General features: G+C 65.3%; 20 protein-coding genes. 12 read left to right on the top strand and 8 right to left on the bottom strand.

The window, feature by feature from the left end; all coding sequences use genetic code 11:
- Nucleotides 1–9: 9 nt before the first annotated feature.
- A complete protein-coding gene (locus tag ACK1U9_RS18210; protein ID WP_108481377.1) occupies nucleotides 10–1,860 on the bottom strand; it encodes a DUF1302 domain-containing protein in 1,851 nt (616 codons plus the stop codon).
- Nucleotides 1,861–2,074: 214 nt separating this feature from the next.
- On the opposite strand from ACK1U9_RS18210, the gene ACK1U9_RS18205 reads away from it, so the two are divergent.
- Complete coding sequence (locus ACK1U9_RS18205; protein ID WP_046616309.1) at nucleotides 2,075–3,019, top strand: LysR family transcriptional regulator; 945 nt, start codon at nucleotides 2,075–2,077, stop codon at nucleotides 3,017–3,019.
- Between the two features lie 12 nt (nucleotides 3,020–3,031).
- On the opposite strand, the gene ACK1U9_RS18200 is transcribed toward ACK1U9_RS18205, so the two are convergent.
- From ACK1U9_RS18200 to ACK1U9_RS18190, 3 genes are all read right to left on the bottom strand, one after another.
- On the bottom strand, nucleotides 3,032–4,285 hold the full coding sequence (locus tag ACK1U9_RS18200) for an MFS transporter (protein WP_046616310.1): 1,254 nt from the start codon (nucleotides 4,283–4,285) through the stop codon (nucleotides 3,032–3,034).
- Nucleotides 4,286–4,386: 101 nt separating this feature from the next.
- Complete coding sequence (locus tag ACK1U9_RS18195) at nucleotides 4,387–5,553, bottom strand: acyl-CoA dehydrogenase family protein (protein WP_108481379.1); 1,167 nt, start codon at nucleotides 5,551–5,553, stop codon at nucleotides 4,387–4,389.
- A 14-nt stretch (nucleotides 5,554–5,567) separates the two neighbouring features.
- On the bottom strand, nucleotides 5,568–7,115 hold the full coding sequence (locus tag ACK1U9_RS18190; RefSeq protein ID WP_085601496.1) for an AMP-binding protein: 1,548 nt from the start codon (nucleotides 7,113–7,115) through the stop codon (nucleotides 5,568–5,570).
- 239 nt (nucleotides 7,116–7,354) lie between these two features.
- Between ACK1U9_RS18190 and ACK1U9_RS18185 the strand changes: the two genes are divergently transcribed.
- Complete coding sequence (locus tag ACK1U9_RS18185; protein WP_108481380.1) at nucleotides 7,355–8,137, top strand: aldolase; 783 nt, start codon at nucleotides 7,355–7,357, stop codon at nucleotides 8,135–8,137.
- 44 nt (nucleotides 8,138–8,181) lie between these two features.
- The gene (locus ACK1U9_RS18180; RefSeq protein ID WP_108481381.1) at nucleotides 8,182–9,066 is read left to right on the top strand and encodes a dihydrodipicolinate synthase family protein; all 885 of its coding nucleotides are present in this window, start codon (nucleotides 8,182–8,184) and stop codon (nucleotides 9,064–9,066) included.
- 139 nt (nucleotides 9,067–9,205) lie between these two features.
- Here the strand turns inward: ACK1U9_RS18180 and ACK1U9_RS18175 are convergent, their stop codons facing one another.
- Complete coding sequence (locus tag ACK1U9_RS18175; RefSeq protein WP_108481382.1) at nucleotides 9,206–10,513, bottom strand: T6SS phospholipase effector Tle1-like catalytic domain-containing protein; 1,308 nt, start codon at nucleotides 10,511–10,513, stop codon at nucleotides 9,206–9,208.
- A 230-nt stretch (nucleotides 10,514–10,743) separates the two neighbouring features.
- Here ACK1U9_RS18175 and ACK1U9_RS18170 point away from each other — a divergent pair, with 230 nt between their 5' ends.
- From ACK1U9_RS18170 to ACK1U9_RS18130, 9 genes are all read left to right on the top strand, one after another.
- On the top strand, nucleotides 10,744–11,703 hold the full coding sequence (locus tag ACK1U9_RS18170; protein ID WP_013971644.1) for an AAA family ATPase: 960 nt from the start codon (nucleotides 10,744–10,746) through the stop codon (nucleotides 11,701–11,703).
- A gap of 4 nt (nucleotides 11,704–11,707) precedes the next feature.
- On the top strand, nucleotides 11,708–12,652 hold the full coding sequence (locus tag ACK1U9_RS18165) for a DUF58 domain-containing protein (protein ID WP_108481383.1): 945 nt from the start codon (nucleotides 11,708–11,710) through the stop codon (nucleotides 12,650–12,652).
- A gap of 13 nt (nucleotides 12,653–12,665) precedes the next feature.
- Complete coding sequence (locus ACK1U9_RS18160; protein ID WP_046616318.1) at nucleotides 12,666–13,160, top strand: DUF4381 domain-containing protein; 495 nt, start codon at nucleotides 12,666–12,668, stop codon at nucleotides 13,158–13,160.
- Nucleotides 13,153–14,229 carry a vWA domain-containing protein gene (locus ACK1U9_RS18155; RefSeq protein ID WP_046616319.1) on the top strand — a complete coding sequence of 359 codons (1,077 nt, stop codon included), beginning with the start codon at nucleotides 13,153–13,155 and terminating at the stop codon, nucleotides 14,227–14,229. The genes ACK1U9_RS18160 and ACK1U9_RS18155 overlap by 8 nt, the downstream gene beginning before the upstream one ends.
- The gene (locus ACK1U9_RS18150) at nucleotides 14,226–15,941 is read left to right on the top strand and encodes a vWA domain-containing protein (protein WP_085601493.1); all 1,716 of its coding nucleotides are present in this window, start codon (nucleotides 14,226–14,228) and stop codon (nucleotides 15,939–15,941) included. The genes ACK1U9_RS18155 and ACK1U9_RS18150 overlap by 4 nt, the downstream gene beginning before the upstream one ends.
- Nucleotides 15,941–17,575, top strand: a complete 1,635-nt coding sequence (locus tag ACK1U9_RS18145; RefSeq protein WP_108480197.1) for a BatD family protein — start codon at nucleotides 15,941–15,943, stop codon at nucleotides 17,573–17,575. The genes ACK1U9_RS18150 and ACK1U9_RS18145 overlap by 1 nt, the downstream gene beginning before the upstream one ends.
- Nucleotides 17,576–17,921: 346 nt before the next feature.
- Nucleotides 17,922–19,160, top strand: coding sequence for an exonuclease SbcCD subunit D C-terminal domain-containing protein (locus tag ACK1U9_RS18140; protein WP_108480198.1), 1,239 nt, complete (start codon nucleotides 17,922–17,924; stop codon nucleotides 19,158–19,160).
- Complete coding sequence (locus ACK1U9_RS18135; protein ID WP_108480199.1) at nucleotides 19,157–22,801, top strand: AAA family ATPase; 3,645 nt, start codon at nucleotides 19,157–19,159, stop codon at nucleotides 22,799–22,801. The genes ACK1U9_RS18140 and ACK1U9_RS18135 overlap by 4 nt, the downstream gene beginning before the upstream one ends.
- Nucleotides 22,798–23,391, top strand: coding sequence for a glutathione S-transferase (locus ACK1U9_RS18130; protein WP_108480200.1), 594 nt, complete (start codon nucleotides 22,798–22,800; stop codon nucleotides 23,389–23,391). The genes ACK1U9_RS18135 and ACK1U9_RS18130 overlap by 4 nt, the downstream gene beginning before the upstream one ends.
- Before the next feature lie 121 nt (nucleotides 23,392–23,512).
- Here the strand turns inward: ACK1U9_RS18130 and ACK1U9_RS18125 are convergent, their stop codons facing one another.
- The 3 genes from ACK1U9_RS18125 to ACK1U9_RS18115 all read right to left on the bottom strand — a co-directional run bounded on the left by ACK1U9_RS18125 (nucleotide 23,513) and on the right by ACK1U9_RS18115 (nucleotide 25,180).
- On the bottom strand, nucleotides 23,513–23,692 hold the full coding sequence (locus ACK1U9_RS18125; RefSeq protein WP_025338263.1) for a hypothetical protein: 180 nt from the start codon (nucleotides 23,690–23,692) through the stop codon (nucleotides 23,513–23,515).
- Between the two features lie 122 nt (nucleotides 23,693–23,814).
- A complete protein-coding gene (locus ACK1U9_RS18120) occupies nucleotides 23,815–24,945 on the bottom strand; it encodes a lactonase family protein (RefSeq protein ID WP_258229914.1) in 1,131 nt (376 codons plus the stop codon).
- The gene (locus ACK1U9_RS18115; protein WP_449110078.1) at nucleotides 24,911–25,180 is read right to left on the bottom strand and encodes a DUF5629 family protein; all 270 of its coding nucleotides are present in this window, start codon (nucleotides 25,178–25,180) and stop codon (nucleotides 24,911–24,913) included. The genes ACK1U9_RS18120 and ACK1U9_RS18115 overlap by 35 nt, the downstream gene beginning before the upstream one ends.
- Between the last annotated feature and the right edge of the window lies 1 nt (nucleotide 25,181).

Below are 25,181 nucleotides of genomic sequence, written 5' to 3'. Positions count from 1 at the left end.
ATCATGCCCTCAGAAGGTGACGCCCAGGCTCAGCGAGACAAAGTCCCGGTCGCCACGGGTGCCATAATCGCCGTCGATAAAGTCGGTGTACGACAGGCTCAGGCTGTAGGTGCTGGCAAGCGTCGCATCCAGCCCGACGCTAATGGCCCTGGAGCCTTCGCTGAAAGCCGAGCCCTCCACCGGGCCTGTACCGTGCACATCGTGCGACCAGGACAGGTTTGGCCGCAGGTCGAAGCCGGCGATCACGTTGGGGTAGGTCAAGGTGGCGCGTAGCCGGTAGCCCCAGGAGAACGGGGTCATGAAGCCTTGGTCGTTGCAGTGCTCTGGCGTCTTGGAAATCGCCCGGCATACGCTGTTGTCCGCCAGTTCGCCACTGTTGAAGGTACCCGAGCGGCCGTAACGCGGGCCTGTGCCGCCCTCCAGCCCGCCGACGTAGGTGGCCCCGGCCTCGCCCACCAGCAGCATCTGGTTGGCCCCCAGTACCTGGCTGAAGGCATGCACGGCGGTGACCTGAAGCTGGGTCACCTCCTTGCGCCGGTAGCCATCGAACAAGGTGCTGGCGCTGTCTGGCCGCAGCCCGTCGCCCAGCAAAGGCGAACGCCCCTCGACATTGAGCAGTGACTGGATGATGTCGGTACCGTTGAGCTGCATGGGCATATTCGGCCGGTAACTCAGCTCACCCTGCAGAGCCGTACCGCTGCGCAGGGTGGTGGCGAACGACAAACCGTACATGCGGATGTCCTCGGGGTACTGCACGCGGTACTGGGAGGTACCCAGGCGCAATGCGCCGGCCAGCGACTGACCGGCAGCGGAACCGAGAAACCCGGCACAGCCGGCCGGGCCAATGCCCAGGTTGGCGCACAACTGTGGGGCGAAGCGGCTGTTGTCGAAGTATGGGCTGCTGACCGTCCCCAGATAAGGCGTGCGGCTGTGATAGTTGGCAGCGTAGGCACCGAACTCGGTGTCCAGCGCCGCCACGTACCAGCGCAGCGAAACGCCCCACTGCCCGCCGTCGCGGGCATCCTGGTCACTGCCCCGGGGTATGCGCACGCCTTCGCTGGTCAGGTTCACGCCAAACGGTGCAAGGCCGGCCACGGCAGCCGGGTTGCCAAGCAACCTGGCCCCCACGTCCAGGCCATCGCAACCATCGGGCAGGAAGTCGTTGTTGGAGAAGAACGTGCCGCAGTTGTCGAGCTGGGTCTGGTCCCAGTCCAGCTGGTAGAAGCCATCGACCGACAACGCCTCGGTCAGGTTTTGAGTGAAATAGAACAGGTTCACCGGTACCAGCGCGTCCTTCACCTCCGAACCTGGGCGGCGCAACGCCGCCAGGTTGAAGGGATTGATGACGTTCAGCCCGCCCTGGATGAAGGTGCTCTCGCCCCAGTTCACCACCTGCTTGCCCAGCCTTACCGAGCCTGGCTGGCCATCGATGTCGTAGAGGTAGTAGCCGAAGGCGTCGAGCAACTGTGTACCTGCGGTCTTGGCCGAGCGCTTGCGGTTGTTGTCCTCGACCGCCTTGAGGCGCTGGTCATGGTCACGCAGCGCCGTGTCGTACCAGTAGGAGCCACGCAGGAACACACCCAGGTTGGCATGTTTGAGCTCCAGATCATGGGTACCTTTGAACACTGCCGAAAACACATCACCCGAGGCAAAGTTCAGGCGGCCGTCATCACTGTTTGCACTATTGTGCAAAGCCGGGTCCGGGTTGGCAGTGGAAATGCTGGTGCCAAACGAAAGCGCTGAATCAAACTGTCCTTCAAACGCTCCAAGATTAAATTGCACGGCCAGGGCAGGCATAGAAAAAAGTGCAGATGCAAGCAACGACAACGGCCCCGAAAGACCAGAAGTACGGAATGCCATCACTCTTAACCTCTTATTGTGTTTATTCGAGAGTGAGTTGCGAGTTAGCGCCGTAACACGGCGCAAAGGCTTGTATGAAAGGGCTTGGGTAAATAAGCGAACGTTTCTGTTATCCTCGATTCGGTGTTCCCTGATACTAAGTAGGCCACCAGACCGGAACAAATAACGTCTCCCGATAGTTGCCATACCACTTCGGCATAGCCTGAGAATTGCCATGACTTTGAAACAGCTGCGTTACCTGATTGCCATTGTCGAAGCCGGCAGTTTCTCCAACGCCGCGCGGCACGCGTTCATTGCCCAGCCGGCATTGAGCCGTCAGATAGGCCTGCTGGAAAGCGAACTGGAAATGCAATTGCTGGCGCGCCAGCATGACGGCATCGAGCTGACCGATGCAGGGCGCCAGCTGTACGAGGTGGCACGCTCGGTGATACAGAAGCTCGATTCGGTCAAGGACGAACTCAAATCCAGCCGGGGCAACCCCAAGGGCCACGTGGCCATCTCGATTCCGGCCACGGCTTCGGCGTTGCTGTTGCCAGCCATCATCACCCAGGCGCAGGCACGCTTTCCCGGCATCAAGCTCACCGTATGGGACGGCTTGAGCCGCGAAGGCGGCCAGGCGATCGAGCTGGGCAAGGTGGATTTCGGTGTGGTGCCCAACGCCGAAGAGCTGGCGCACGTGGTTGCCGAACCCGTGTTCTCCGAAGACCTGTACTGGGTAGGCCTGCCTGCGCATGGTCCGGACGACTCACCAATCACTCTGGCCGAGGCAGCGTCGAGCCGGCTGGTGATGCCGCCGCGCAGCCTGCACCTGCGCAGGCGCATCGAGCAGGCGGCCATGGAAACCGGCGTGACGCTGGATTCAAGCTATGAACAGCAGTCGGCACCCGGCATAACCAGCCTGGTACGTGCCGGCCTGGCGGCGACCATCAGCAACTGGCCGCCCTTGCTGGACCTGGCAGCCCCGGCCAGTGCGCGGCTGATCGTGGAACCGCGCATCACCCGTACCATTGCCCTGGCCCATTCGCAACACAAGCCACTGTCATTCGCCGCCGCCTGCATGCGCGACCTGGTGCGCGGGCTGCTGGTGGATGCGGTGCGCAGCGAGCGCTGGAGAGGCACCCTGATCGAGCGTGCTCCACTGCCGCAGCAGAGCCTCTGAACGCAGCGCAGCTCAGGCCCGGGCCAGCGCAGCCGTGTCCACCTGCAGCAGCCGTTGGCGGGTTTTCTGCGGGTCCATCCACACCAGCCCGGTCAACCCGGCGATCACCAGCACCGCCCCGCACACCAGGAAGCCCTGGCCATACCCTGCCGGGTGGTCGGCTCCGGCGCCCTGCACCAGCAAACCCGTGACTACGGGTGCCGCCAGCCCTGCCAGCGAAGCGATACCATTGCCGATAGCCAGAATGCCGCCACGCTGCCCGCTAGGCGTGAACTCCGCCAGCATGGCTGGCCCCACCGAGTACATGACCAGCGCCAGCCCGCCGCTGAAGGTCAGGCTCATGATTCGCTCGACATTGCCCAGACCCGGCAGGAACAACGCCGCCGACAGCAACCCGCTGGCAATCAGGCACAGAGAGACGAAGGCCCCGCGCGACCAGCGCGTCGCCACCCCGGCGCGCATCATGCGCTGCGACAGCCACGCCATGAACAGGCTCAGCGGCGTGGTCACCACCACGAACAGCACGAACACCCGGCCGGTCATGATCGGGTCGATGCCCAGCCCGGTTTCCAGGTAGCTCGGCACCCAGGTCAAGGTCAGGGCCAGCGACCAATTGGCGGCGAAGTGGCACAGGTAATTGCCCAGCACCGTGCGGTCGCCGAGCAGACGACGGTAGGCGATGTGCGCCTGCTCTTCCTTGAGCTGGCCGGGGCGGATGCGGTCAAGCGTACCCTCACGCCCCAATGCCCACCACAGCGCGCACCACGCCGCGCCGATCAGAGCCAGCACGATGAAGTTCATGCGCCAGCCATAGTGCACGCTGATCCATGGAATCATTGCGCCTGCCACCAGCAGCCCCAGTGCACTACCGGTATGCAACAGCGCCACCGGCAGGTTGCGCCGGTCGTTGGGGAACCACTTGTACAAGGCATGGGTAGCCACCGGTGACGCCGGCCCTTCGCCGATGCCCAGCAACACCCGGCAAGCGACAATCGCCCACAGGGAGGTGACGAACAGCATGGGCAACTGGATCAGTGCCCAGAACGCGCCCATGCCCAACAGCAGCGTGCGGGTCGGCCGGCGGTTGGCCATGAAGCCGCCGACCACCGCAGAGATGGCGAAGAACCAGTGCAACGCGCCGCCTACCAGGCCGAACTCGGCCGGGGACAAACCCAGTTCCCTGGACATGGGTACCGCTACAAGGCCGATGACCACCTTGTCCAGGAAGTTCACCAACATAAGCATCGCCAGCAGTACCGCAATCATCCAGGCCGTGCCTGCACGCGCGGGGGAGTCAGTATGAGTCATGTCGATCTCTCTTATTGTTCTTGTGGGAGAGCCCGGCCAATCGAGGCCGGGTGTGCAGTTCACTGCTCGGGCATGAGCACGCCCTTGGCAATGGTGTTGCGCTGGATTTCGCTGGTTCCGGTAAGAATGCGCATCATACGGGTCGCACGGAAAATCCACTCCACCGGGTTGCCCCGCAACAGCCCGGCCCCCCCATGAATCTGCACGGCACGGTCGGCGATACGGAAGGCCGTTTCCGATACGAACAGCTTGCACATCGGCGCCTGGGTACGGATATCGCCACCGGCGTCATTCAGCGCGGCAGTGGCATAGACCATGCTGCGTGCCGCATGCAGCTCGGTGGCCATGTCGGCGATCATGTGATTGATCGACTGGAACATCGCGATCGGCTGGCCAAACTGCTTGCGCGTGCGGGCGTAGTCGATCGACAGGTTCAGCGCCAGCCCCGCCAGGCCCAGCATGGTTGGACAATGCAGCAGACGATTGAGGGTGATGCGGCCCATTGCCAGCTTGAAGCCCTGCCCTTCCTCGCCAATGCGGTTGGCCACCGGCACCCGTACCTCATCGAGAAGGATGTCGCCATGGGCGCCGCCGCCGGACATGACCGAGTAATCGCTTTCTACCCGCACTCCCGGTGCATCCAGCTCGACAAAGAATGCCGAGATGCCTTGGGCGCCGCGCCCGGGACCAGTGACCGCGAGCAGTACCGCGATTTCGGCATAAGGTGCACCGGAAATGTAGCGCTTGGCCCCGCTCAGCACGTAGTACTCGCCTTCAAGCCGGGCGGTAGTCCTGATCGCCGTGGCATCGGACCCGGCTTCACTTTCGGTCAGCGCGAAGCACACGGCCTTTTCGGCCCGGCACACCGGCTGCAGGAATGCCTCGACCTGGGTTGGGCTGGCCACCTTGAACAGGTGGCCAACACGCGGCGGCCCGGAAAGCTCGCCGAGAATATGCGGCGCCAGCATGGAGCCAGTCAGCACCGTGGCCTCTTTCACCGCACATAAATCGGACACGCTCAATCCTGCACCACCGATCGTTTCAGGCAGCATGATGTTGTAGAAGCCCTGCTCGCACGAGCGCTGCCACACCTGCTGCAGCACTTCACGCGGGTGGGGCTCGGCCCAGCTGAGGCCGGCGCTTTGTTCCAGGGGCAGGATCTCGTTGCGAACGAAGCCGCCGATGGCCTCGATGATCTGTCTGGCCTTTTCACTTGGCTGGTACATGGCAATTCCTCAGGTCAAATGCGGCGTTCGCTGTTTTGCCAGTAGGCGTCTCGAATCAGGCGGCGCACCACCTTGCCGTTGGGGTTCTTCGGCAGCTCGCTGACGAAGTCCACCCCGCGCGGTTTCTTGAACCCGGCAAGGGCCTGGGCACAATGTTCGATCACCTCGTGTTCCTGCAGCTGCATGCCAGGCTTGAGCACGATCACTGCACGCACCGCTTCGCCCCACTGCTCGTCGGGCACGCCCACCACGGCGGCCTCGAACACTTGCGGCAGGCTGTAGAGCACCTGCTCGACTTCGCTGGGGTAGATGTTGAAGCCGCCGGAAATGATCATTTCCTTCTTGCGGTCGACGATGAACACGTAGCCCTGCTGGTCCACTGTGGCCAGGTCGCCGGTGAGGTAGTAGCCGTCACGCATCACCTCGGCGGTAAGGTGCGGTGCGCGCCAGTAGCCCTGCATGATGTCCGGGCCCTTGACCACGATCTCGCCCACCTCGCCTGGCTGGACGTCGCTAAAATCGTCGTTCACTACACGCAGGTCGGTCTCGAAGTAGCATCGTCCGCACGAGGCCAGCCGGCGGTAGTCGCCGTCTTCGCACAGGTGGTCCTGCTCGGTCAGCACCGTCACCAGCGAGCAGGTTTCGCCAGCGCCGTAGCCCTGGGCCAATATCGGCCCGAACACCTCGATGGCCCGCTTGACGAGCGCTGGCGCCATTGGCGCTGCGCCATACATCACCAGGCGCAGGCTGCTCAGGTCATAGCGCTCGACCCCGGGGAAATTGACCAGACGGTTGATCATGGCCGGTACCAGGAACAACCGGGTCACGCCCTCGCGCTGGATGGTCTCGAGCAGCAACTGGTCATCGTAGCGATCCAGCAACAGGTTGCAGGCGCCCACCGCCAGCAGCGGCATCAGCTGCATGCCGCTGGCATGGGTGATGGGGCCGACATGGGCCATGATGTCGCCTGGGCCGGCACGCCGCGTGGGGCTGGCGATGCTCTTGCGGATCAGCGCCTTGCGGTTGCCGACACTGAGCATTGCTGCCTTGAGCACACCGGAACTGCCCGAGGTGTAGTGCAACACGGCCAGTGCTTCGTCAGGCAGGTCGCAACTGACTGGCTGGCTGCTGCCCTGGGCCAGCAGTGCGGCGTAGCCGATGTCACCGCCCTGCTCGCCGAGGGTAACGATCAGGCGCAGCGCAGGCACCTCCTGCCTGCGCGCCAGCAAGGCCTCGGCAGCTTGTGGGTCGGCGATCAGCGCGACGCTGCAGGCGTCGTTCAGTACCTGGATCACTTCATCCAGCGCCAGGCGTGCATTGACCGGGACCTTGACCAGGCCGGCCTTGTAGAAAGCCACCTCCGCCTCCACCAGTTCGACCCGGTTGGGAGCCAGGATCGCGACATGTTCGCCGGTGGCGATGCCATGGGCCAACAAGGCCGAGGCCAACTGATTGGTCCGCTGTTCAAGCTGGGCAAAGGTAAGCCGGGTGTGGCGGTCGATCACCGCCAAACGTTCCGGCCAGTATCTGGCACTTCGACTGGTTAGGGTTGCGAGGTTCACGTTGTTGTTCTCGTCGCGGTTAAGACCCGGTCGATGCTAAACAGCGTGCAGCCGGAGCAAGTAATACCAGTTGCGTATGCGGGCCATAACGGTTTGCACTGGGCCACATTGCCTGAACTGATATTGGAGATGACACATCGCTTGCATATGACACTTTGTGTCATTAATATCGCAATTGTGTCCTGACGGCGCCCTCGCCGATCAGCAATCCATCGCCCCTCCCCATGCAGGTACCGCCCATGACGACCACCATGCAGACACCCAAGGACCAGCTGGTCAAGCTCGCCCAGCAGCAGATGCTGACGGCGCTGACCGACAACACCTACACCCCTCGACAAAAGCTCGCCCTCACCTGCCGCATCCTGTTCGATGGCGGCCACGACTCCGGCCTGGCCGGGCAGATCACCGCCCGCGCCGAGCAGCCTGGCACCTACTACACGCAACAACTCGGCCTGGGTTTCGACGAGATCGCCGCTTCCAACCTGCTGGTGGTCGACGAAGACCTCACCGTGCTGCAAGGCAGCGGCATGGCCAACCCGGCCAACCGCTTCCACAGCTGGCTGTACCGCGCACGCCCCGACGTCAACTGCATCATCCACACCCACCCGCTGCACAGCGCCGCCCTGTCGATGCTGGAAGTGCCGCTGGCCATCTCGCACATGGACCTGTGCCCACTGTTCGACGACTGCGCGTTCCTCAAGAAATGGCCCGGCGTACCGGTGGGCAACGAAGAAGGTGAAATCATTTCCAGGGCGATCGGCGACAAGCGCGCGATCCTGCTTTCCCACCATGGCCTGCTGATCGCCGGCCGCTCGATCGAGGAAGCCTGCGTGCTCGCCCTGCTGTTCGAGCGCGCGGCCAAGATGCAGCTGCTGGCCATGGGTGCCGGTGACATCCGCCCCATTCCGGATGCCCTGGGCAAGGAGGCTCACGACTGGATCTCCACCCCCAAACGTCATGGCGCCGCCTTCAGCTATTACGCGCGCCGTGCCTTGCGTGCCCATGGCGACTGCCTGGGCTGACTGAAGTTGTACTCTTTCCCCAACAACGGCAGAGGTGCCTGGTTATGTCTACACCTGTAATTCGCGGCGTTATCGGCTACACCATCACTCCCTTCACGGCAGACGGCACACTCGACCTGGATGCCCTGGGCCTGTCCATCGACCGGCTGATCGCCGACGGCGTGCATGCCATTGCCCCGCTGGGCAGCACCGGCGAAGGCGCCTACCTGTCCGACAGCGAATGGGAAACGGTGGTGCGCTTCAGCCTGGCACGCATTGCCGGTCGCGTGCCCAGCGTGGTCAGCGTCTCCGACCTGACCACCGCACACACCGTGCAGCGCGCTCGCCTGGCACAGGCCTGCGGCGCCACGGCGGTGATGGTGCTGCCCGTCTCCTACTGGAAGCTCACCGAAGCCGAAGTGGTCGCCCACTACAAGGCCGTGGGCGCGGCCATCGACATTCCGATCATGCTCTACAACAACCCGGGCACCAGCGGCACCGACCTGTCTGTGGAGCTGATCCTGCGCATTCTCGGCGAAGTGCCCAATGTGACCATGGTCAAGGAAAGCACCGGCGACATACAGCGCATGCACCGCCTGTTCAAGGCCACCGATGGCCAGGTGGCCTTCTACAACGGTTGCAACCCGCTCACCCTGGAAGCCCTGGTGGCCGGCGCCACCGGCTGGTGCACTGCCGCGCCCAACCTGATCCCGGCGCTGAACCTGGCACTGTGGGACGCGGTGCAGCAAGGCGACCTGGCTGAAGCTCGCGCGCTGTTCTACCGCCAGTACGAACTGTTGGAGTACATCACCCGCCGCGGCCTGCCCACCACCATCAAGGCCGGTTTGAAGCTGCTCGGCCAGGATGTCGGCGCTCCACGCCTGCCCCTGCAGCCGCTGGACGGGCACGGTAGCGCCTACCTGAAGGGCCTGCTGGAGGAGCTGGCATGATGGCTGGCGGGTGTTTGCCACAATATTTGTAGCGCCTGTCAGATCGAGCGCCGCCCGCGCGGCGCTGATTCGGACAGGCCCTGAAAACGCAACGGCGAAGACCCGCCAGCCATCACGCCCTTCTATCCATCCAGGCCAATCACCCAACCGGGTTGGCGTGTATCACCCGCCCTCCCGCCGCCGGCCGATCGACGAACAGCACATCCAACACACTGTTACGCAACCCCTTCAACGCATTCCAGTTCGCCGATGTATGCACATACCTGTCACGCAACAAACGCAGTTCATCCTCGGTCAACCCATGCTGTTCACACTCACCCAAGGCAAACCCGTGCAACTTGCGGCTGATGCCCAGCAACTCCTCCGGCAACCGATGCTCAGCCTGCCCGCCCAACGGCGCAAACGGCACACCCGCCCGCACTGCCAGCTCCCGCATGATGCTCAGGTATACCCGGGAGAGCTGTCCCGCCACTTCCCGCTCGCGGTACACCGCCGCATATACCTGCTTTTGCGCCTCGCTCGGCCGGCCACCGGCGATCGGTTCCTCCCAGGCGAGCACCTGCGGCCTGGGCGCCCCCAGTTCGCCGAACGCCGACGCCAGCAAGGCACTGACGGTGGCATGCACGCGAGTCTGCTCGGCGCGCATGCCCACTGGCACCCGCTGTGACTGCGGTTTGCACAGCAGCACCTGCTCTTGTGTGGTATCCGGGTAACCACCGCCAATGTTCGAGTGCACGCCCGGAAGCACGATGTCATGGTCGCTGCGCACCAGCGGGAAGTTGTGTCGCTGCTCGTCCTCCGCCACCAGCTGCACCATTTGCCGAGCAATGCCCGCGCCCAGGCCCAGGCGCAAGTCACCATGGCGGTCGTCGGCGGGGTCGAAGTCGCCCTGCAGCGGCGCGATGATCGCCGCCACCGTGTCGAACAGGCCGATGAAGTTGATCACGATGCCACAGGGCACAGCCAACAGGCTGCCGCCGCCATCATGCAGCAGGTTGGCCAGATGTCGCACAGCAGCTGCCCCTCGGCTGAAACCGAACAAGTCGAACTCGACCCGCTCGAGTCTTGCCTGCGGATTCGCCTGGCCCCACTCCCGCAGTTGCCCGGCAATTCCCTCCAGGGCCTCGTTGACCCGGGTCTCGGCCCCCCTGCACCCACGCCCGGTGAAGAAGGCATAGACATGATCCTCCTCGCCCGCCAGGGTGCCCACGCCTTCGACATAGCGCTTGAGGAACACCGTGGCCCCGTCAGCGCCGGCCCCCTGCGCCGGGTACAGCGCATACAACAGGGCCACGTTGCTCAAGGCATTGGCATAACTGCCTCCTTTACCCCCCGGTGCATCCACCGGCATCACATTGTTCAGGTTGTTACCGGTGCCATCGAAGAACACACCAAAACGCAGAGTGACTGGCGTGATGTGTGCGGTGCTACAGCTGTTCAGGTCCATCGTGGTGCCTCCTGCTTGTACAAAAAGCACAAGCAAGCGCCAACACGCCGCTGCGGAACATCAGCCAATGGCCAGCCATATGCAGGACATTTCCGCACCTGCATGGCCCCGGCAAGGATAAATTTCCCTACCGCCATTGGTCGCCACCCCCCCGGATGGATTAAAGTATCACCCCTTGCCAGGGCAGCTGCTTCCAGCCGCCTGCGGCCCCATACCAGGAACCGTCACCGATGGAACACCGTGAAGCGCTGATCGCGCTGCGCACCTTTCTTTCTTCCCAGATCCTAGGCCAGGAAAAACTGGTCGAGCGGCTGTTGATCGTGCTCCTGGCCGACGGCCACATGCTGGTCGAAGGCGCGCCGGGCCTGGCCAAGACCAAAGCCATCAAAGAGCTTGCCGAAGGCATCGAGGCACAGTTCCATCGCATTCAGTTCACCCCCGACCTGCTCCCGGCCGACATCACCGGCACCGAAATCTACCGCCCGGAAACCGGCAGCTTCGTGTTCCAGCAGGGGCCGATCTTCCATAACCTGGTGCTGGCCGACGAAATCAACCGCGCCCCGGCCAAGGTGCAGTCCGCACTGCTCGAAGCCATGGCCGAACGCCAGGTCAGCGTGGGCCGCAGTACCTACGACCTGTCGCCGCTGTTCCTGGTGATGGCAACGCAGAACCCGATCGAGCAGGAAGGCACCTACCCACTGCCCGAGGCCCAGCTCGACCGCTTCCTGATGCACGTGAAAATCGGCTTCCCCGACGCGGCAGTGGAGCGGCGCATCCTGCTGCAGGCTCGTGGTGAAGCCCTGGGCGGCGAGACCAAGCCCGAGCGCCGGGTCAGCCAGCAGGCGATCTTCGCCGCCCGCAAGGAAATCCTCGGCCTGTACATGGCCGACGCGGTGGAGGAGTACCTGGTGCAACTGGTGATGGCCACCCGCACTCCGGCCAAGTTCGACGCCGAACTGGCCGACTGGATCGCCTACGGCGCCAGCCCGCGTGGCTCCATATCGCTGGACCGCTGCGCGCGCGCGCACGCCTGGCTGGCCGGGCGCGACTTCGTCAGCCCCGAAGACATCCAGGCGGTACTGTTCGACGTACTGCGCCACCGCATCATCCTCTCGTTCGAGGCCGAGGCGGCGGGGATCGACCAGGACCGCGTGGTCCAGCGCATCCTCGACGTCGTCGCCGTTGCCTGAGCCCATGCCCACCGCATCGCTGGCCGAGCCCGGCATCCGCATCGGCCTTGCCGAGCTGATCGACATGCGCCACCGCGTGCGCGAAATCCAGCTGTTTTCCCGGCCCGGCCAGCGCAGCCCGCTGGTGGGGCTGCACCACTCCAAATTGCGCGGACGGGGCGTGGACTTCGACCAGGTGCGCGTGTACCAGGCCGGTGACGATGTGCGCAACATCGACTGGCGGGTCACCGCGCGTACCCAGGAGCCGCACACCAAGCTGTTCCACGAGGAGCGCGAACGGCCCATCTTCATCCTCGTCGAGCAGAGCCAGCGGCTGTTCTTCGGCTCTGGGCTGATATTCAAGTCGGTGCTGGCCGCCCAGGCCGCCGCGCTGTTCGGCTGGGCCGCGCTGGGCCACAACGACCGCATTGGCGGTTTGGTGTTCGGCGACAACGAGCACCACGAAATCAAGCCCCGGCGCAGCAAGCAGAGCTTGCTGCAACTGCTCAACCGCCTGGCCAAGGTCAACCAGGCGCTGCACACCGAGGCCACGCCCGGTGCCGACAGCCTCGGCCTGGCCCTGCGCCGCGCCCGCGAAGTGCTGCGCCCCGGCAGCCTGGCCATCGTCATCTGCGATGAGCGCTCGCTCACTGCCCAGGTGGAACAGCACCTGGCCATGCTCTCGCGCCATTGCGACCTGCTGCTGATGCCGGTGTCCGACCCGCTCGACCACGCACTGCCCGCCGCCGGCCTGCTGCGCTTTGCCCAGCGCAGCGCGCAGCTTGAGCTCGACACCCTGGACACCAACCTGCGCCGGGCCTACCGCCAGCAGGCCGAAGCGCGCATCGAGCGCTGGGAGCTGATGGCGCAAAAGCTGCGCGTGCTGCTGATGCCCCTGAGCACCCAGAGCGAAATGATCGAACAGCTACGCGAATACCTGAACGCCCAGCGGCCACGGAGCGCGTCATGAAGAGCAGCGGCCGATGAACCCGCTTGACCAACTGCAGCCGCTGATCGCCCCCGCACCGATCGGCCTGTGGCCGCCGGCACCCGGCTGGTGGCTACTGGTGGCTGTGCTGCCGCTGCTGGCCTGGGGCCTGTGGCGGGTGCGCCGCTGGCGCCCGGGCAAACGCCGCATCGTGCGTGCCGAACAACCTTTGGACCCGGTACGCGTGGAAGCGCTGGCCGAACTGGCCCGCCTGCCGCGCCCCTACGACGGCGCCCCGGCCGGAGCCTGGCTGCAACAGATCAACGCCCTGCTCAAACGCCTGTGCCGCAACCATTACCCAGGCGCCAACAGCCATACCCTCAACGGCCGCCAGTGGCTGGCGTTTCTCGACAACCGCTGCCCGGCCGCCGGCCTGACCCGCTGGATGGTACTGGTAGAAGGCGCCTACAAGCCCGAGTGCAAGCTTGACGACAAAGCCATCGCCGGGCTCAGCCAGGCCGTCGAAACCTGGATTCGCAAGCATGTTTGAACTGGCCTGGCCGTGGGTCTTCGCCCTGTTGCCGCTGCCGTGGCTGGCGCGCCTGGTGCTGCCGGCCGCCGACAGCGGCGAACCGGTGCTCAAGGTGGGCTTCCTCGACGAACTGGAAGGCCTGGCCGGGCGCCGCGCGCGGCTCAACCTGCCGACCTGGCGCCAGCAGGCACCCTTTGTCGTCATCTGGCTGTTGCTGCTGTGCGCCGCCGCCCGCCCGCAATGGTTGGGCGAGCCGGTACCAGTGGCTGCCAGCGGCCGCGACCTGCTGGTGGCGGTGGATGTGTCCGGGTCGATGGACTTCCCCGACATGCAGTGGCAGAACGAAGAGATCAGCCGCCTCGACCTGGTCAAGGCGCTGCTCGGCGACTTTCTGCAGGACCGCGAGGGCGACCGCGTGGGCCTGATCCTGTTCGGCAGCCAGGCCTACCTGCAGGCCCCGCTCACTTTTGACCGGCGCACCGTGCGCACCTTCCTCGACGAAGCGCAGATCGGCATCGCCGGCAAGAACACCGCCATCGGCGACGCCATTGGCCTGGCGGTCAAGCGCCTGCGCCAACGCCCGGCACAAAGCCGGGTACTGGTGCTGATCACCGACGGCGCCAACAACGGCGGGCAGATCCACCCGCTGACCGCCGCCCGCCTGGCCGCCCAGGAAGGCGTGCGCATCTACACCATCGGCATCGGCGCCAACCCCGAAGCCAGTGGCACCCCTGGCCTGCTCGGCCTGAACCCGAGCCTGGATCTGGACGAAGCCTCGCTCAAGGAAATTGCCGACATCACCCACGGTACCTACTTCCGCGCCCATGACGGCGCCGAACTTGACGCCATCGGCGACACCCTCGACCAGCTCGAGCCGGTGGCCCAGCAACCCACCCAGGCGCGCACGGCCAAGGCCTTGTATGCCTGGCCCCTGGCCCTGGCCTTGCTGCTGAGCGTGCTGCTGGTGCTGGCCGTGCAATGGCCCGACAACCTGTTGCACCGCATGCTGCGCAAGCCGCGCTTCCTGCAACCGCACCCGGAATGGCGCCAGCGCCTGAAGCGCCTGCGCCTGAGGAGGCGGCGATGATCGAACTGTGGCCCGAATGGTTGCGCCCGCTCTGGCTGCTGGCCGTGCCCCTGCTCGGCTGGCTGCTGTACAAACTGTGGCACCGGCGCAAGCGCGCCGGGCGCTGGCAGATGATTCTGCCACCGGCGTTCCATGGCGTCCTGCTCGGCGGTGGCAGCGGCAGCACCAGCAAGCTGCCGTGGGTAGCGCTGGGCCTGGCCTGGGCTCTGGTGGTCCTGGCCCTGCTCGGGCCCAGTTGGCAGCGCGTGGAAGAAAGCCGCCAGCGCCCGGCCGACCCGCTGGTGATCCTGCTGGAACTGACCCCGCAGATGCTCGCCGAAGACAGCCCGCCCAACCGTCTGGAGCAAGCAAGGCGCAAAATCCTCGACCTGTTGGAGCACCGCCGCGACAGCCAGACCGCGCTGGTGGTCTATGCCGGCTCCGCGCACACCCTGGTGCCGCTGTCCGACGACCTGGCCACCAGCCGCAACCTGCTTGAGGCGATCGACCCGTCGATCATGCCCAAACCTGGCCAGCGCGCCGACCTGGCCGTGCAAAAAGGCCTGGCCCTGCTGGCCCAGAGTGGCCTGGGCCAGGGCCGGCTGCTGCTGATCGGCTCGTCGCTCAGCGCCCCGGAGCGCCAAGGCATCGCCCAGGCCCTCGGCCGCCAGGGCCCGAGCCTGCTGATGCTGGGCATCGGCAGCCGCGAAGGCGCACCGGTGCGTCAGGTCAATGGCGAATATCTCAAGGACGACCAGGGCGGCATCCTGGTGCCACGCCTGGACAGCGCCAGCCTCAAGGGCTTCATCAGCGGTACAGGCGGGCGCTACCGGCATGCCCGCATCGACGACCTCGACCTGCGTGGCCTGGGCCTGTTCGACAACCCGCGCACCGGGCGCAATGACGGCCAGACCCTGCAACTGGACAGCTGGGCCGATCAGGGTTACTGGCTGCTGCTACCGCTGTTGCTGCTGGCCGCCTGTGCCGGCCGACGCGGCTGGCTATTCTGCCTGCCGCTGCTGCTGGCCCTGCCCCAGCCCAGCCAGGCCTTCGAGTTCAACGACCTGTGGCTGCGCCCCGACCAGCAAGGCCAGCGCCTGCTGGAGCAGAACCGTCCGGCAAGCGCTGCGCGCCAGTTCCAGGACCCGCAATGGCGCGGCATGGCCCTGTACCAGGCGGGCGACTATGCCGGCGCCGCCGAAGCCTTTTCCCAAGGCGACACCGCCGCCGCCCACTACAATCGAGGCAATGCCCTGGCCCGCAGCGGTGAGCTGGAAGCTGCCCTGGACGCCTACGAACAAGCCCTGGAACGCCAGCCCGACCTGCAACCGGCGCTGGACAACCAGGCTCTCGTGCAACAACTGTTGCAACAGCGCGAGGCCAAGGCCGAGGAACAACCGGCCAGCGGCGATGCCCAAGGCACGCCCGGCAGCGAAACCGAAGGCAACAGCAGCTCGGCCAGCAGCCCGGCCCAGGGCACGCCCGGCAACGACGAACAAGCCAGCGCCGAACAGCCCGGCGAAGGCACCAGCAACAGCCAGGCAGCGCCCGGCAACCAGGCGGGCGCGGATGACAGCGTCATCCAGCCGCCGCAGCGCCCGGTATCGACCAGCCTCGATGCCGAACAGCGCCAGGCCCTGGAACAATGGCTGCGGGAAATCCCCGATAATCCGGCGGAGCTGCTGCGGCGCAAATTCTGGTATGAACAGCAATTGCATCAGGAAACCCCATGATGAGTCGCTTCGGCGTCTTTCTCCTCAGTCTGCTGTGGGCCGTGCTGGCCCAGGCCGAACCGCTGCTGCGGGCCAGCGTCGACCGCACCCGCCTGGAAGCCGGCGAAAGCCTGGAGCTGACCCTGGAAAGCCAGGACGTCACCCAGTTCGGCAAGCCCGACCTGCGCGCGCTGGAGGGTGACTTCGAGGTGCGCGGCACGCGCCAGCTGAACAGCCTGCACAGCCTCGACGGCGAAACCCGCGCCAGCACCCGCTGGATCATCACCCTGCTGCCGCGGCGCAGCGGCAGCCTGCGCATCCCCGAACTGCAACTGGGTCAGTCGCACAGCCAGGCCATCGAACTGCAAGTGTTGCAGGCCGATGCCAGCCGTCAGGACAGTGCCTCGCAGGTGTTCATCGAAGCCACGCTCGACAGCAGCGAGGTCTACGTCCAGGCCCAGGCCGTACTCACCCTGCGCATCTACCATTCGGTGGCACTGTACGACGACAGCAGCCTGAGCCCGCTGCAGCTGGAAAACGCCAAAGTCGAACCGCTGGGTGAATCGCGCACGTATGAAAAGGAAATCAACGGCGTCCGCCACGGCGTGATCGAAACCCGCTATGCCGTGTATGCCCAGCAAAGCGGCACCCTCGACATCCCGCCGCTGACCTTCACCGCCACCGCCGCCGCCAGCCCGGACGAGGCCACACAAACCAACGGCACGGCCCGGGCCGGCCACCAGGTGCAGGTCAGCTCGCTGCCATTGCGCCTGGCCGTACGGCCGATTCCGGCGGCCTGGCCTGCTGGCGTGCCATGGCTACCGGCCCGCAGCCTGACCCTGGAAGAGCACTGGAACCCCGACCCTGGCAACCAGCAGGTGCAGATTGGCGACTCGCTGACCCGCAACATCACCTTGCGTGCCGAAGGCTTGTCCAGCACCCAGCTGCCACCGCTGCCAGCCACCGAAATCACCGGCCTGCGCCGCTATCCCGACCAGCCGTTGCTGCGCAACGAAATCAGCGACCGCGGCATGACCGCCAACCGCGAAGAGCGCGAAGCCCTGGTACCGACCCACAGCGGTGCGCTGGCGCTGCCGGCGCTGGAAGTGACCTGGTGGAACACCCGCGAAGACCACCTGGAGCACAGTAGCCTGCCGGCGCGCACGCTGAACGTGCAGGACAACCCGGCGCTGAGTGCCGACACCCCGGCGGGCGATAACAGCAGTGCCAGCGGCTTGCTGTGGCCCTGGCAGCTGGCCACCCTGCTGTTCGCCCTCACCACCTTGCTGGGCTTTGCCCTGTGGTGGCGTGCCCGCTCGCAGCCGGCAGTGCTGCGCGCCGCGCAGGCCGGGCCGAGCCCCCGTACCTTGCTGGACGACCTCAAGCGCGCTTGCCAGGCCAACGACCCACAGGCAACCCGCCAGGCGCTGGACGCCTGGGCCCGCCAGCAGCCGGAAACCCTGGCCGAGATGGCGGCGCGGTTCGTGCCGTTGTCGGATGCACTGGATGGGTTGAACGGGGCGCTGTACAGCGAGAGTGGCCAGTATTGGCAGGGTGAGGATTTGTGGCGGGCGATTGGGACGATACCGCCGGCTGAGCAGGTGTTGTTGCCGGCGGGCGAGAATGGCAGCCTGCCGCCGCTCTATCCCAAGTGATGTGCTGCCTCTGCGGGCCTCTTCGCGGGTAAACCCGCTCCCACAATGACCGCGTACGCCAGGAACCTTGCGCAGTACCTGTGGGAGCGGGTTCACCCGCGAACACCGGCGCAGCCGGTGCCACCGTAAGATATTTCTGCACCTGCAACCCAACGCCCTTTGGCGACACAAGGCCGCTACTGCAGAAAGCGTGATCGCATCAAGGCTGTCAGGTGTTCTCTAACACACTTTCAGCGCCTGAGAGATCGAGCGCCATACATCTTCAGGCGAGCACCTGTTAGCCCCATGCTTGGGTTACCATACCGCCCTTTCCCCGCTTGCTCGACTCGACACCAACAGGTCATCCATGCGTCTGTTTCATACCTCCGACTGGCACCTGGGCCAAAGCCTGCACGGCCAGGAACGCGACTTCGAACACGCCTGCTTCCTCGACTGGCTGCTCGGCCAGCTGCGCCTGCGCCAGCCGGATGCGCTGCTGATCGCCGGCGATATCTTCGACACGGTCAACCCGCCGGTCAAAGCCCAGGAACGTCTCTACGACTTCATCGTCCAGGCCCACGAGCAACAGCCGAAGCTGGACATCGTGATGATCGCCGGCAACCACGACTCCGGCTCGCGCATCGAGCTGCCCGCGGCGCTGATGCGCCGCCTGCGCACCCATGCCCTGGGCCGTGTGCACTGGCTGGACGAGGGCCAGCTGGACGCCGAGCGCCTGCTGATTCCGTTGACCAACGGCCGTGGCAAGGTCGCTGCCTGGTGCCTGGCCCTGCCCTTCCTGCGCCCGGCCGAGGTGACCGGCCCGCAATTGGGCGACGACTACCTGCAAGGCATCACCCAGGTGCACCAGCAGCTGATCGCCGCCGCGCAAAAAAAGCGCAAGAAGGACCAGGCGCTGATCGCCATCAGCCACGCGCACATGGCCGGTGGTGCGGTGTCGGAGGACTCCGAGCGCAGCCTGATCATCGGCAACGCCGAGGCGCTGCCGGCCAAGCTGTTCGACAAGGCCATCAGTTACGTCGCCCTGGGCCACCTGCACAAGCCGCAGAAGGTCAACCGCGAAGAACGCATCCGCTACAGCGGCTCGCCGATCCCGCTGTCGTTCGCCGAAATCAACTACCCGCACCAGGTGCTGGAAGTGGAGCTGGACGGCACCGGCCTGGTCAGCGTCGAACCGCGCCCGGTACCGCGCGCCGTAGCCCTGCAACGGGTCGGCCCGGCACCACTGGGCGAACTGCTGGAACAGCTGGCCGATCTGCCAGTGGTCGACCTGCTCGAAGACCCCAATCGCCAGCCCTGGCTGGAGGTGCGGGTGATACTGGACGAGCCGCAACCCGACCTGCGCCAGCAGATCGAAACCGCACTGCAAGGCAAGGCCGTGCGCTTGATCCGCATCAGCGCCGAATACGCCGGCCGCAACAATACCGAAGACGATGACCTGGCCTTTGTCGAACTGGCCCAGATGACCCCGCAGGACCTGTTCAGCCGTGCCTGGGAGCAGGCCTATGGCAACCCCGCCGACGAACAGGCGCTGGCCGACTTCGCCCTGCTGTTGCAGGACGTGCAGCAGGAAGAGGAACAGCCATGAAGATTCTCGCCATCCGCCTGAAGAACCTGGCATCCCTGGCTGGCCCGGTCGATATCGATTTCACCGCCGAGCCGCTGGCCAGCGCCGGCCTGTTCGCCATCACCGGGCCTACCGGGGCGGGCAAGAGTACCCTGCTCGACGCCCTTTGCCTGGCGTTGTTCGGCACCGTGCCACGGCTGAACGACATTGGCCGCGAAGCCAAGGTGCCCGACGCCGACGGTGAAATCCCTACCTCCGACCCGCGCAACCTGCTGCGCCGCGGCACCGGCAGTGGCTTTGCCGAAGTCGATTTCGTCGGCATCGATGGCCGCCGCTACCGCGCCCGCTGGGAAGCCAACCGCGCCCGCGACAAGGCAAACGGCAAGCTGCAGCACAGCCGCCAGAGCTTCTACGACCTGGACAGCGAGCAGGTACTGGGCAGCGGCAAGAACGAATACAAACAACTGGTCGAAGCCCGCCTGGGCCTGAACTTCGAACAGTTCACCCGCGCGGTGATGCTGGCCCAGAGCGAATTCGGCGCCTTCCTCAAGGCCGACGACAAAGAACGCAGCGAGCTGCTGGAAAAGCTTACCAACACCGCCATCTACACCCGCCTGGGCCAGCGCGCCTTCAGCAAGGCACGCGAAGCCGGCGAGGCCCACAACGCCCTGAAGGACCGTGCCAGCCACCTGCTGCCGATGGCCGCCGAAGCACGCGCCGAGCTCGACCAGCGCCTGGAGCAGGCGCAATTGCAGTTCAAGGCCGACCAGGCCGGCGAGCGCCAGCTGGAACAGCAACGCAACTGGCTGAGCGTGCAGCGCCAACTGCAGGCCCAGCACGCCGAAGCCGGCACTGCGCTGCAGGCCGCCGAACAGGACTGGCAACAACTGGCTGACCAGCGCCTGGACCTGGTGCGCCTGGAGCGCCTGGCCCCGCAGCGTCACCAGTTCCACCGCCAGCAGACACTGACCGCGCAACTGGCACCGCTGGCAGCGAAGATCGCCGAGCAACAGCAGCAGCAAGCCGAGCTGCAGGTACGCACCAGCGAGCTCGAACAGGCGCTGGACGCCGCGCGTCAGGCACTTGCCGATAGCCTGGCCCAACACAGCGAAAACGCCCCTCGCCTGCGCCAGGCCTTTGCCGCCCAGGACAACCTGGCCCGCCTGGACCAGGAGCTGGCAGCACAGCGCAGTGCCGGCCTGCAGGCCGAGCAGCAGGTCGCCGAAGGCCAACAGCACCTGCAGCAGCTGGAAGACAACCAGCAGCGCAGCCTGCAGCAACTGGCGCAGATCGATACCGCGCTCGCCGACAGCCAGCACCTGGCGGGCCTGGCCAATGCCTGGCACGCCTACCTGCCGCAGCTGAAGCAAGTGATGCTGATCGGTGGCCGCCTGGCCAAGGGCCGCGAAGAATTGCCCGGCCTGCAGGCCCAGGCCAGCCAGGCCAATGCGCACTTGCAGGCCGAGCGCGATGCCTTCGAACTGCTGTTCCGCGAAGCCAAGGCCGAACCCCAGGCCCTGGCAGAACAGATCGACCTGCTGGGTAGCATGCTGCAGGACAACCGCAAGCAGCAGCGCGCCGTGGAAGAGCTGTCACGCCTGCATGGCCGCGAACTGGAACTGCGTCAGCAGCTGGAGGCCGTGCGCGTGCGTCAGCAGCAGGCCATGCAGCAGCGCCAGCAACTGATTACCGAAGGCACCGCCGCCAAGGCCGAGCTGGAGGCCGCCGAGCAAGCGTTCAACCTCACCCGCCAGTTGCTGGAACGCCAGCGCCTGGCACGCAATACCAGCGTCGAAGAGTTGCGCGGCCAGTTGCGCGATGGCGAACCCTGCCCGGTGTGTGGCAGCGCCGAGCACCCGTTTCACCAGCCAGAAGCGCTGCTGCAAAGCCTGGGTCGCCATGACCAGGCCGAGGAAGATGCCGCGCAGAAGCAGGTCGAAACCCTCAACAGCAAGCTGGTTGAGCTGCGCACTCAGCTGGGCGTGGTCAACGCCCAGCTCAAGGACTTCCAGCAGCAACAGCAGCAACTGGGCGAACAGCTGCAACCGCTGGTAGCCCAGGTGCAGGCACACAGCCTGTGGCCGGCCCTGGCCCCGCAGGACGACAAGGCCCGCAGTTCCTGGCTCGACAGCCAGCTGCGACGCCTGGACGAAGAAATCGGCCAGGATGAGAAACGCCAGAGCGCCCTGCTCGCCCTGCAAAAAGATGCAGCCCGTCTCAACCAGCAACTGCAGGCTGCCCAACAGGCGCAACAGCAAGCCCAGCGCCATCTGGAGCAACAGCACCAGGCCCTGGCCAGCGACGAGCAGCAGTTGCAGCAAGGCCTTGACGACCTGGCCGGGGTGTTGCCCGAAGAGGCCCTCAAGGCCTTGAACGACGACCCGGCCAATGCCTTCCTCGCTCTGGACCAGCAGATTGCCCAACGCCTGCAGCAACTCGATCAGCGCAAGGACGAACAGGAAGAACAGCAAGCCCGCCAGGCCCAGCTGGACAAACTGCGTGACCAGCAACAGGCTCGCATTCAGACCCTGCAGCAGTTGCAGCAGACACTTGCCGCCCTCGACGAACAGCGCCAACAGGCCCAGGCTTCGCTCGGCGAACTGCTGGGCGAGCACGACAGCGCCGAAGCCTGGCAACAGCACATGGACACCACGCTGGAGCAGGCCCGCGCCCTCGACGCCGACACTGCCCAGCGCCTGCAGGACCTGCGCACCCAAGGCGTGCAACTGGCCAGCGAACTCAAGGCCAACACCCAGCAGCAGCAGGCGCTGTATGCCGAGTGCCAGCAGTTGCAGGGCCAGATCGCCCAGTGGCGCGGTGAACACCCGGAACTGGACGACGCCGGCCTGAATCGCCTGCTGAGCATGGATGACACGCAAGTCAATGAACTGCGCCAGCGCCTGCAAGGGGCGGAAAAAGCCATCGAACAGGGCCGCGTGCTGCTGCAGGAACGTGAACAACGCCTGCAGCAACATGCTGCGCAAATGACCGTGGACACCTCTGCCGACGCGTTGGAACAGGCCCTGGCCGAGCTGCGCGAACGCTTGGCCGGCCACGAGCAGCAATGCGCCGAACTGCGTGCACAGCAGGCCGATGACCAGCGTCGCCAACAGGCGCACCAGGCGCTGGCGGCGGAAATCGAGCAGGCCCATCAGCAGTGGCAACGCTGGGCTCGCCTGAACGCCCTGATCGGTTCGGCCTCGGGCGATGTGTTCCGCAAGATCGCCCAGGGCTACAACCTCGACCTGCTGCTGCACCACGCCAACGCCCAGTTGCGCCAGCTGGCCCGCCGCTACCGCCTCAAGCGCGGCGGCAGCGCCCTCGGCCTGCTGGTGCTGGACACCGAGATGGGTGACGAACTGCGTTCGGTGCACTCGCTGTCTGGCGGGGAAACCTTCCTGGTGTCGCTGGCCCTGGCCCTGGGGCTGGCCTCGATGGCCTCCAGCACGCTGCGTATCGAATCGCTGTTCATCGACGAAGGCTTCGGCAGCCTCGACCCCGAGTCGCTGCAACTGGCCATGGACGCCCTCGACGGTTTGCAAGCTCAGGGCCGCAAGGTGGCGGTTATTTCCCACGTGCAGGAAATGCACGAACGCATCCCGGTGCAGATCCAGGTGCGCCGCCAAGGCAATGGCCTGAGTGACGTGGAGGTGTGCGGGTGATCCTCTACTCGTTCCGCCGCTGCCCCTGGGCCATGCGCGCGCGCCTGGCCCTGCGCTATGCGGGGTGCGAGGTGGAGATTCGCGAGGTGGCGATGAAGAACAAGCCGGCGCAACTGCTGGCCTTGTCACCCAAGGGCACGGTGCCGGTACTGGATACCGGTGCCGGAGTGCTCGAAGAAAGCCTGGACATCATGCACTGGGCGCTGGCGCAAAACGACCCACAGGACTGGCGACTGCAGGGCGACCCTGCGGCGGCGCAGCAGGCTGAAACACTGATTGCGCGCAACGACAGCACGTTCAAGGGGCAGGTAAACCTGTACAAGTATGCCGAGCGCTACCCCGAGCATACCCGCGAGCATTACCGCCAGCAGGCCGAGGCCTGGCTGGCGGAGCTCGAAGGCCTGCTGGCGGGCAGGCCCTACTTGCTGGCCACGCACCCGAGCATTGCCGATGCCGCATTGCTGCCCCTGATGCGCCAGTTTGCCGGGGTCGAACCGCAGTGGTTCGCCGAGGCGGCTTATCCGCGGGTGCGGAGCTGGCTGGAGGGGTGGTTGGCTTCGGAGCTGTTCAAGGCCGTAATGGCCAAATGAACCCTGTTTCCTGTACTGGCCCTATCGCCGGCAAGCCAGCTCCCACAGGTACGGTGCTGGACCTGAGGCCTGCTCAACCCCTGTGGGAGCCGGCTTGCCGGCGATAGGGCCAGTACAGGATTCAGTGGTTGTGCTTGCCACTCAATGCCGCGTGGAAATTGGCACTCTGGCGCAGGTACTGTTCGGTGTAGCTATGGGTGGCGGACGCCTTGCCGCTGCTGTCGGCATGGGCATGCGTCGGCAATACGACCGAAGCGGAAATGGCGGATGCGGCAATGACCGGGAAGAGATTGAAGTTCATCTGGGCTGACCTCGACGGCGGTGGTTTGACGTTGGCCCGTTTGGGCCTTGGGTCAAACTTACGCCGCCGAAGCCGCAGGCAAAAATTCATTGCGGCAGTATCGATTATCACGCCGATCGATATCACTCGATGAACTTCAGGTCCGACGGCGCATCCTGCTTCAGTGTCTGTACCGTCTCCAACAGGCGGCCGCTGCGCGGATCGCGGCGTATCACCACGATCTGGTTGCTCTTCTGGTTGGCCACCAGCAGGAAGTTGTCACTCGGGTCGAGGGCGAACTCGCGGGGGTGATCACCCTCCACCGAACGGCGCTGCAGGAATGCCAACTGGCCGTCCTGCTTGCCCACGCTGAACACCACGATCTCGTTGACAGTGCCACGGTTGCTCACATAAAGGAAGCGCCCGTCCGCCGACAGATGCAAGCCACCTGCCGCTTTAGCCGCAGCTTCTCTGCTCTCGGTCAGGGGCAGGCGCTGGCGCTCGACCAGGTTGCCCTCCTGCACATCGAACATCACCACTTCGGCAGTCATCTCCAGGGTCAGGTAGGCGTGCCGGCCCTTGGCGTCGAACAACAGGTGGCGCGGCCCGCTGCCCGGCGGCAGGTCCACCGACGCGGGGATCGCCGGCGTCAGCGGGTGGTCTGTGCTGGCACCGTCGTAGCGGTAGATGAACACCTTGTCGGCACCCAGGTCGCTGGCATACAGGTGGCGACCGTCCGGTGACAACACCAGCGAATGCACATGAGCGCCGACCTGGCGCTCGGGGTTGACCCCACTCGCCTTGTGCCGGGCCTGTTGCACCACTGGCTTGAGCTTGCCGTCCTTGGCCACCGGGATTACCACCAGGCTGCCGCCGGGGTCGGGCTGGACCGCGTAGTTGGCCACGAACAGGTAACGCTGGTCCTGGCTGAGGCTGGCGTGAGTCGGCTCGTCACCTTGGCTGGCCACCTGGTTGAGGGGCTTGATCTCGCCTTTTGCACTGACGCTGAAACTGCTGGCATGGCCGTTCGGGGTTTCATTGACTGCGAACAGCTGGCGTTGATCGGCCGACAGTACCAGCCAGGAAGGGCTGACACTCTTCACCACCTGCTGCGGCGCAGGGTCGATATGGCCGGTCTTTTCGTCAAACCGATAGCGGTAGATGCCCTGGCTGGCGCCATCGGTGTAACTGCCCACCAACAAGGTGGCGGCGTGGGCGTGGAGGGTCATGCTCATCAGGCTAGCGGTCAGCAGGCTCGTCCAGATCCGATTCATCTTCATCATCATCCGGGGCACGAAAGGCACTCATACAGACTAGTCGATGCTCGCCGTTGGCATCGTCGAGTTGCCACTCGTCACCCACGGCGATGGCAGCAGTGATCTGCTCGGGGGTGAAGGACCAGCGGCGGAGCTGGCGGCCGTCCATGCATTCGATGGTGAGGCCGGATTCATCGGAGGTGAAGTCGAAGGCGTGCAGGCCGTCGATCAGGAGCATGTCGCAAGACTGCAGG

It is taken from the genome of Pseudomonas sp. XP1 (genome assembly GCF_053557675.1).
The sequence above is the reverse complement of the archived record's forward strand: the minus strand, read 5'-3'. Positions and strand labels throughout refer to the sequence as shown.

Excerpts from the sequence above, each read along its gene's own strand:
- ACK1U9_RS18210 (WP_108481377.1), bottom strand. The coding sequence starts at position 1,860 with ATGGCATTCCGTACTTCTGGTCTTTCGGGGCCGTTGTCGTTGCTTGCA.
- ACK1U9_RS18205 (WP_046616309.1), top strand. The coding sequence starts at position 2,075 with ATGACTTTGAAACAGCTGCGTTACCTGATTGCCATTGTCGAAGCCGGC.
- ACK1U9_RS18200 (WP_046616310.1), bottom strand. The coding sequence starts at position 4,285 with ATGATTGCGGTACTGCTGGCGATGCTTATGTTGGTGAACTTCCTGGAC.
- ACK1U9_RS18195 (WP_108481379.1), bottom strand. The coding sequence starts at position 5,553 with ATGTACCAGCCAAGTGAAAAGGCCAGACAGATCATCGAGGCCATCGGC.
- ACK1U9_RS18185 (WP_108481380.1), top strand. The coding sequence starts at position 7,355 with ATGACGACCACCATGCAGACACCCAAGGACCAGCTGGTCAAGCTCGCC.
- ACK1U9_RS18180 (WP_108481381.1), top strand. The coding sequence starts at position 8,182 with ATGTCTACACCTGTAATTCGCGGCGTTATCGGCTACACCATCACTCCC.
- ACK1U9_RS18175 (WP_108481382.1), bottom strand. The coding sequence starts at position 10,513 with ATGGACCTGAACAGCTGTAGCACCGCACACATCACGCCAGTCACTCTG.
- ACK1U9_RS18170 (WP_013971644.1), top strand. The coding sequence starts at position 10,744 with ATGGAACACCGTGAAGCGCTGATCGCGCTGCGCACCTTTCTTTCTTCC.
- ACK1U9_RS18165 (WP_108481383.1), top strand. The coding sequence starts at position 11,708 with ATGCCCACCGCATCGCTGGCCGAGCCCGGCATCCGCATCGGCCTTGCC.
- ACK1U9_RS18160 (WP_046616318.1), top strand. The coding sequence starts at position 12,666 with ATGAACCCGCTTGACCAACTGCAGCCGCTGATCGCCCCCGCACCGATC.
- ACK1U9_RS18155 (WP_046616319.1), top strand. The coding sequence starts at position 13,153 with ATGTTTGAACTGGCCTGGCCGTGGGTCTTCGCCCTGTTGCCGCTGCCG.
- ACK1U9_RS18150 (WP_085601493.1), top strand. The coding sequence starts at position 14,226 with ATGATCGAACTGTGGCCCGAATGGTTGCGCCCGCTCTGGCTGCTGGCC.
- ACK1U9_RS18145 (WP_108480197.1), top strand. The coding sequence starts at position 15,941 with ATGAGTCGCTTCGGCGTCTTTCTCCTCAGTCTGCTGTGGGCCGTGCTG.
- ACK1U9_RS18140 (WP_108480198.1), top strand. The coding sequence starts at position 17,922 with ATGCGTCTGTTTCATACCTCCGACTGGCACCTGGGCCAAAGCCTGCAC.
- ACK1U9_RS18135 (WP_108480199.1), top strand. The coding sequence starts at position 19,157 with ATGAAGATTCTCGCCATCCGCCTGAAGAACCTGGCATCCCTGGCTGGC.
- ACK1U9_RS18125 (WP_025338263.1), bottom strand. The coding sequence starts at position 23,692 with ATGAACTTCAATCTCTTCCCGGTCATTGCCGCATCCGCCATTTCCGCT.
- ACK1U9_RS18120 (WP_258229914.1), bottom strand. The coding sequence starts at position 24,945 with ATGAATCGGATCTGGACGAGCCTGCTGACCGCTAGCCTGATGAGCATG.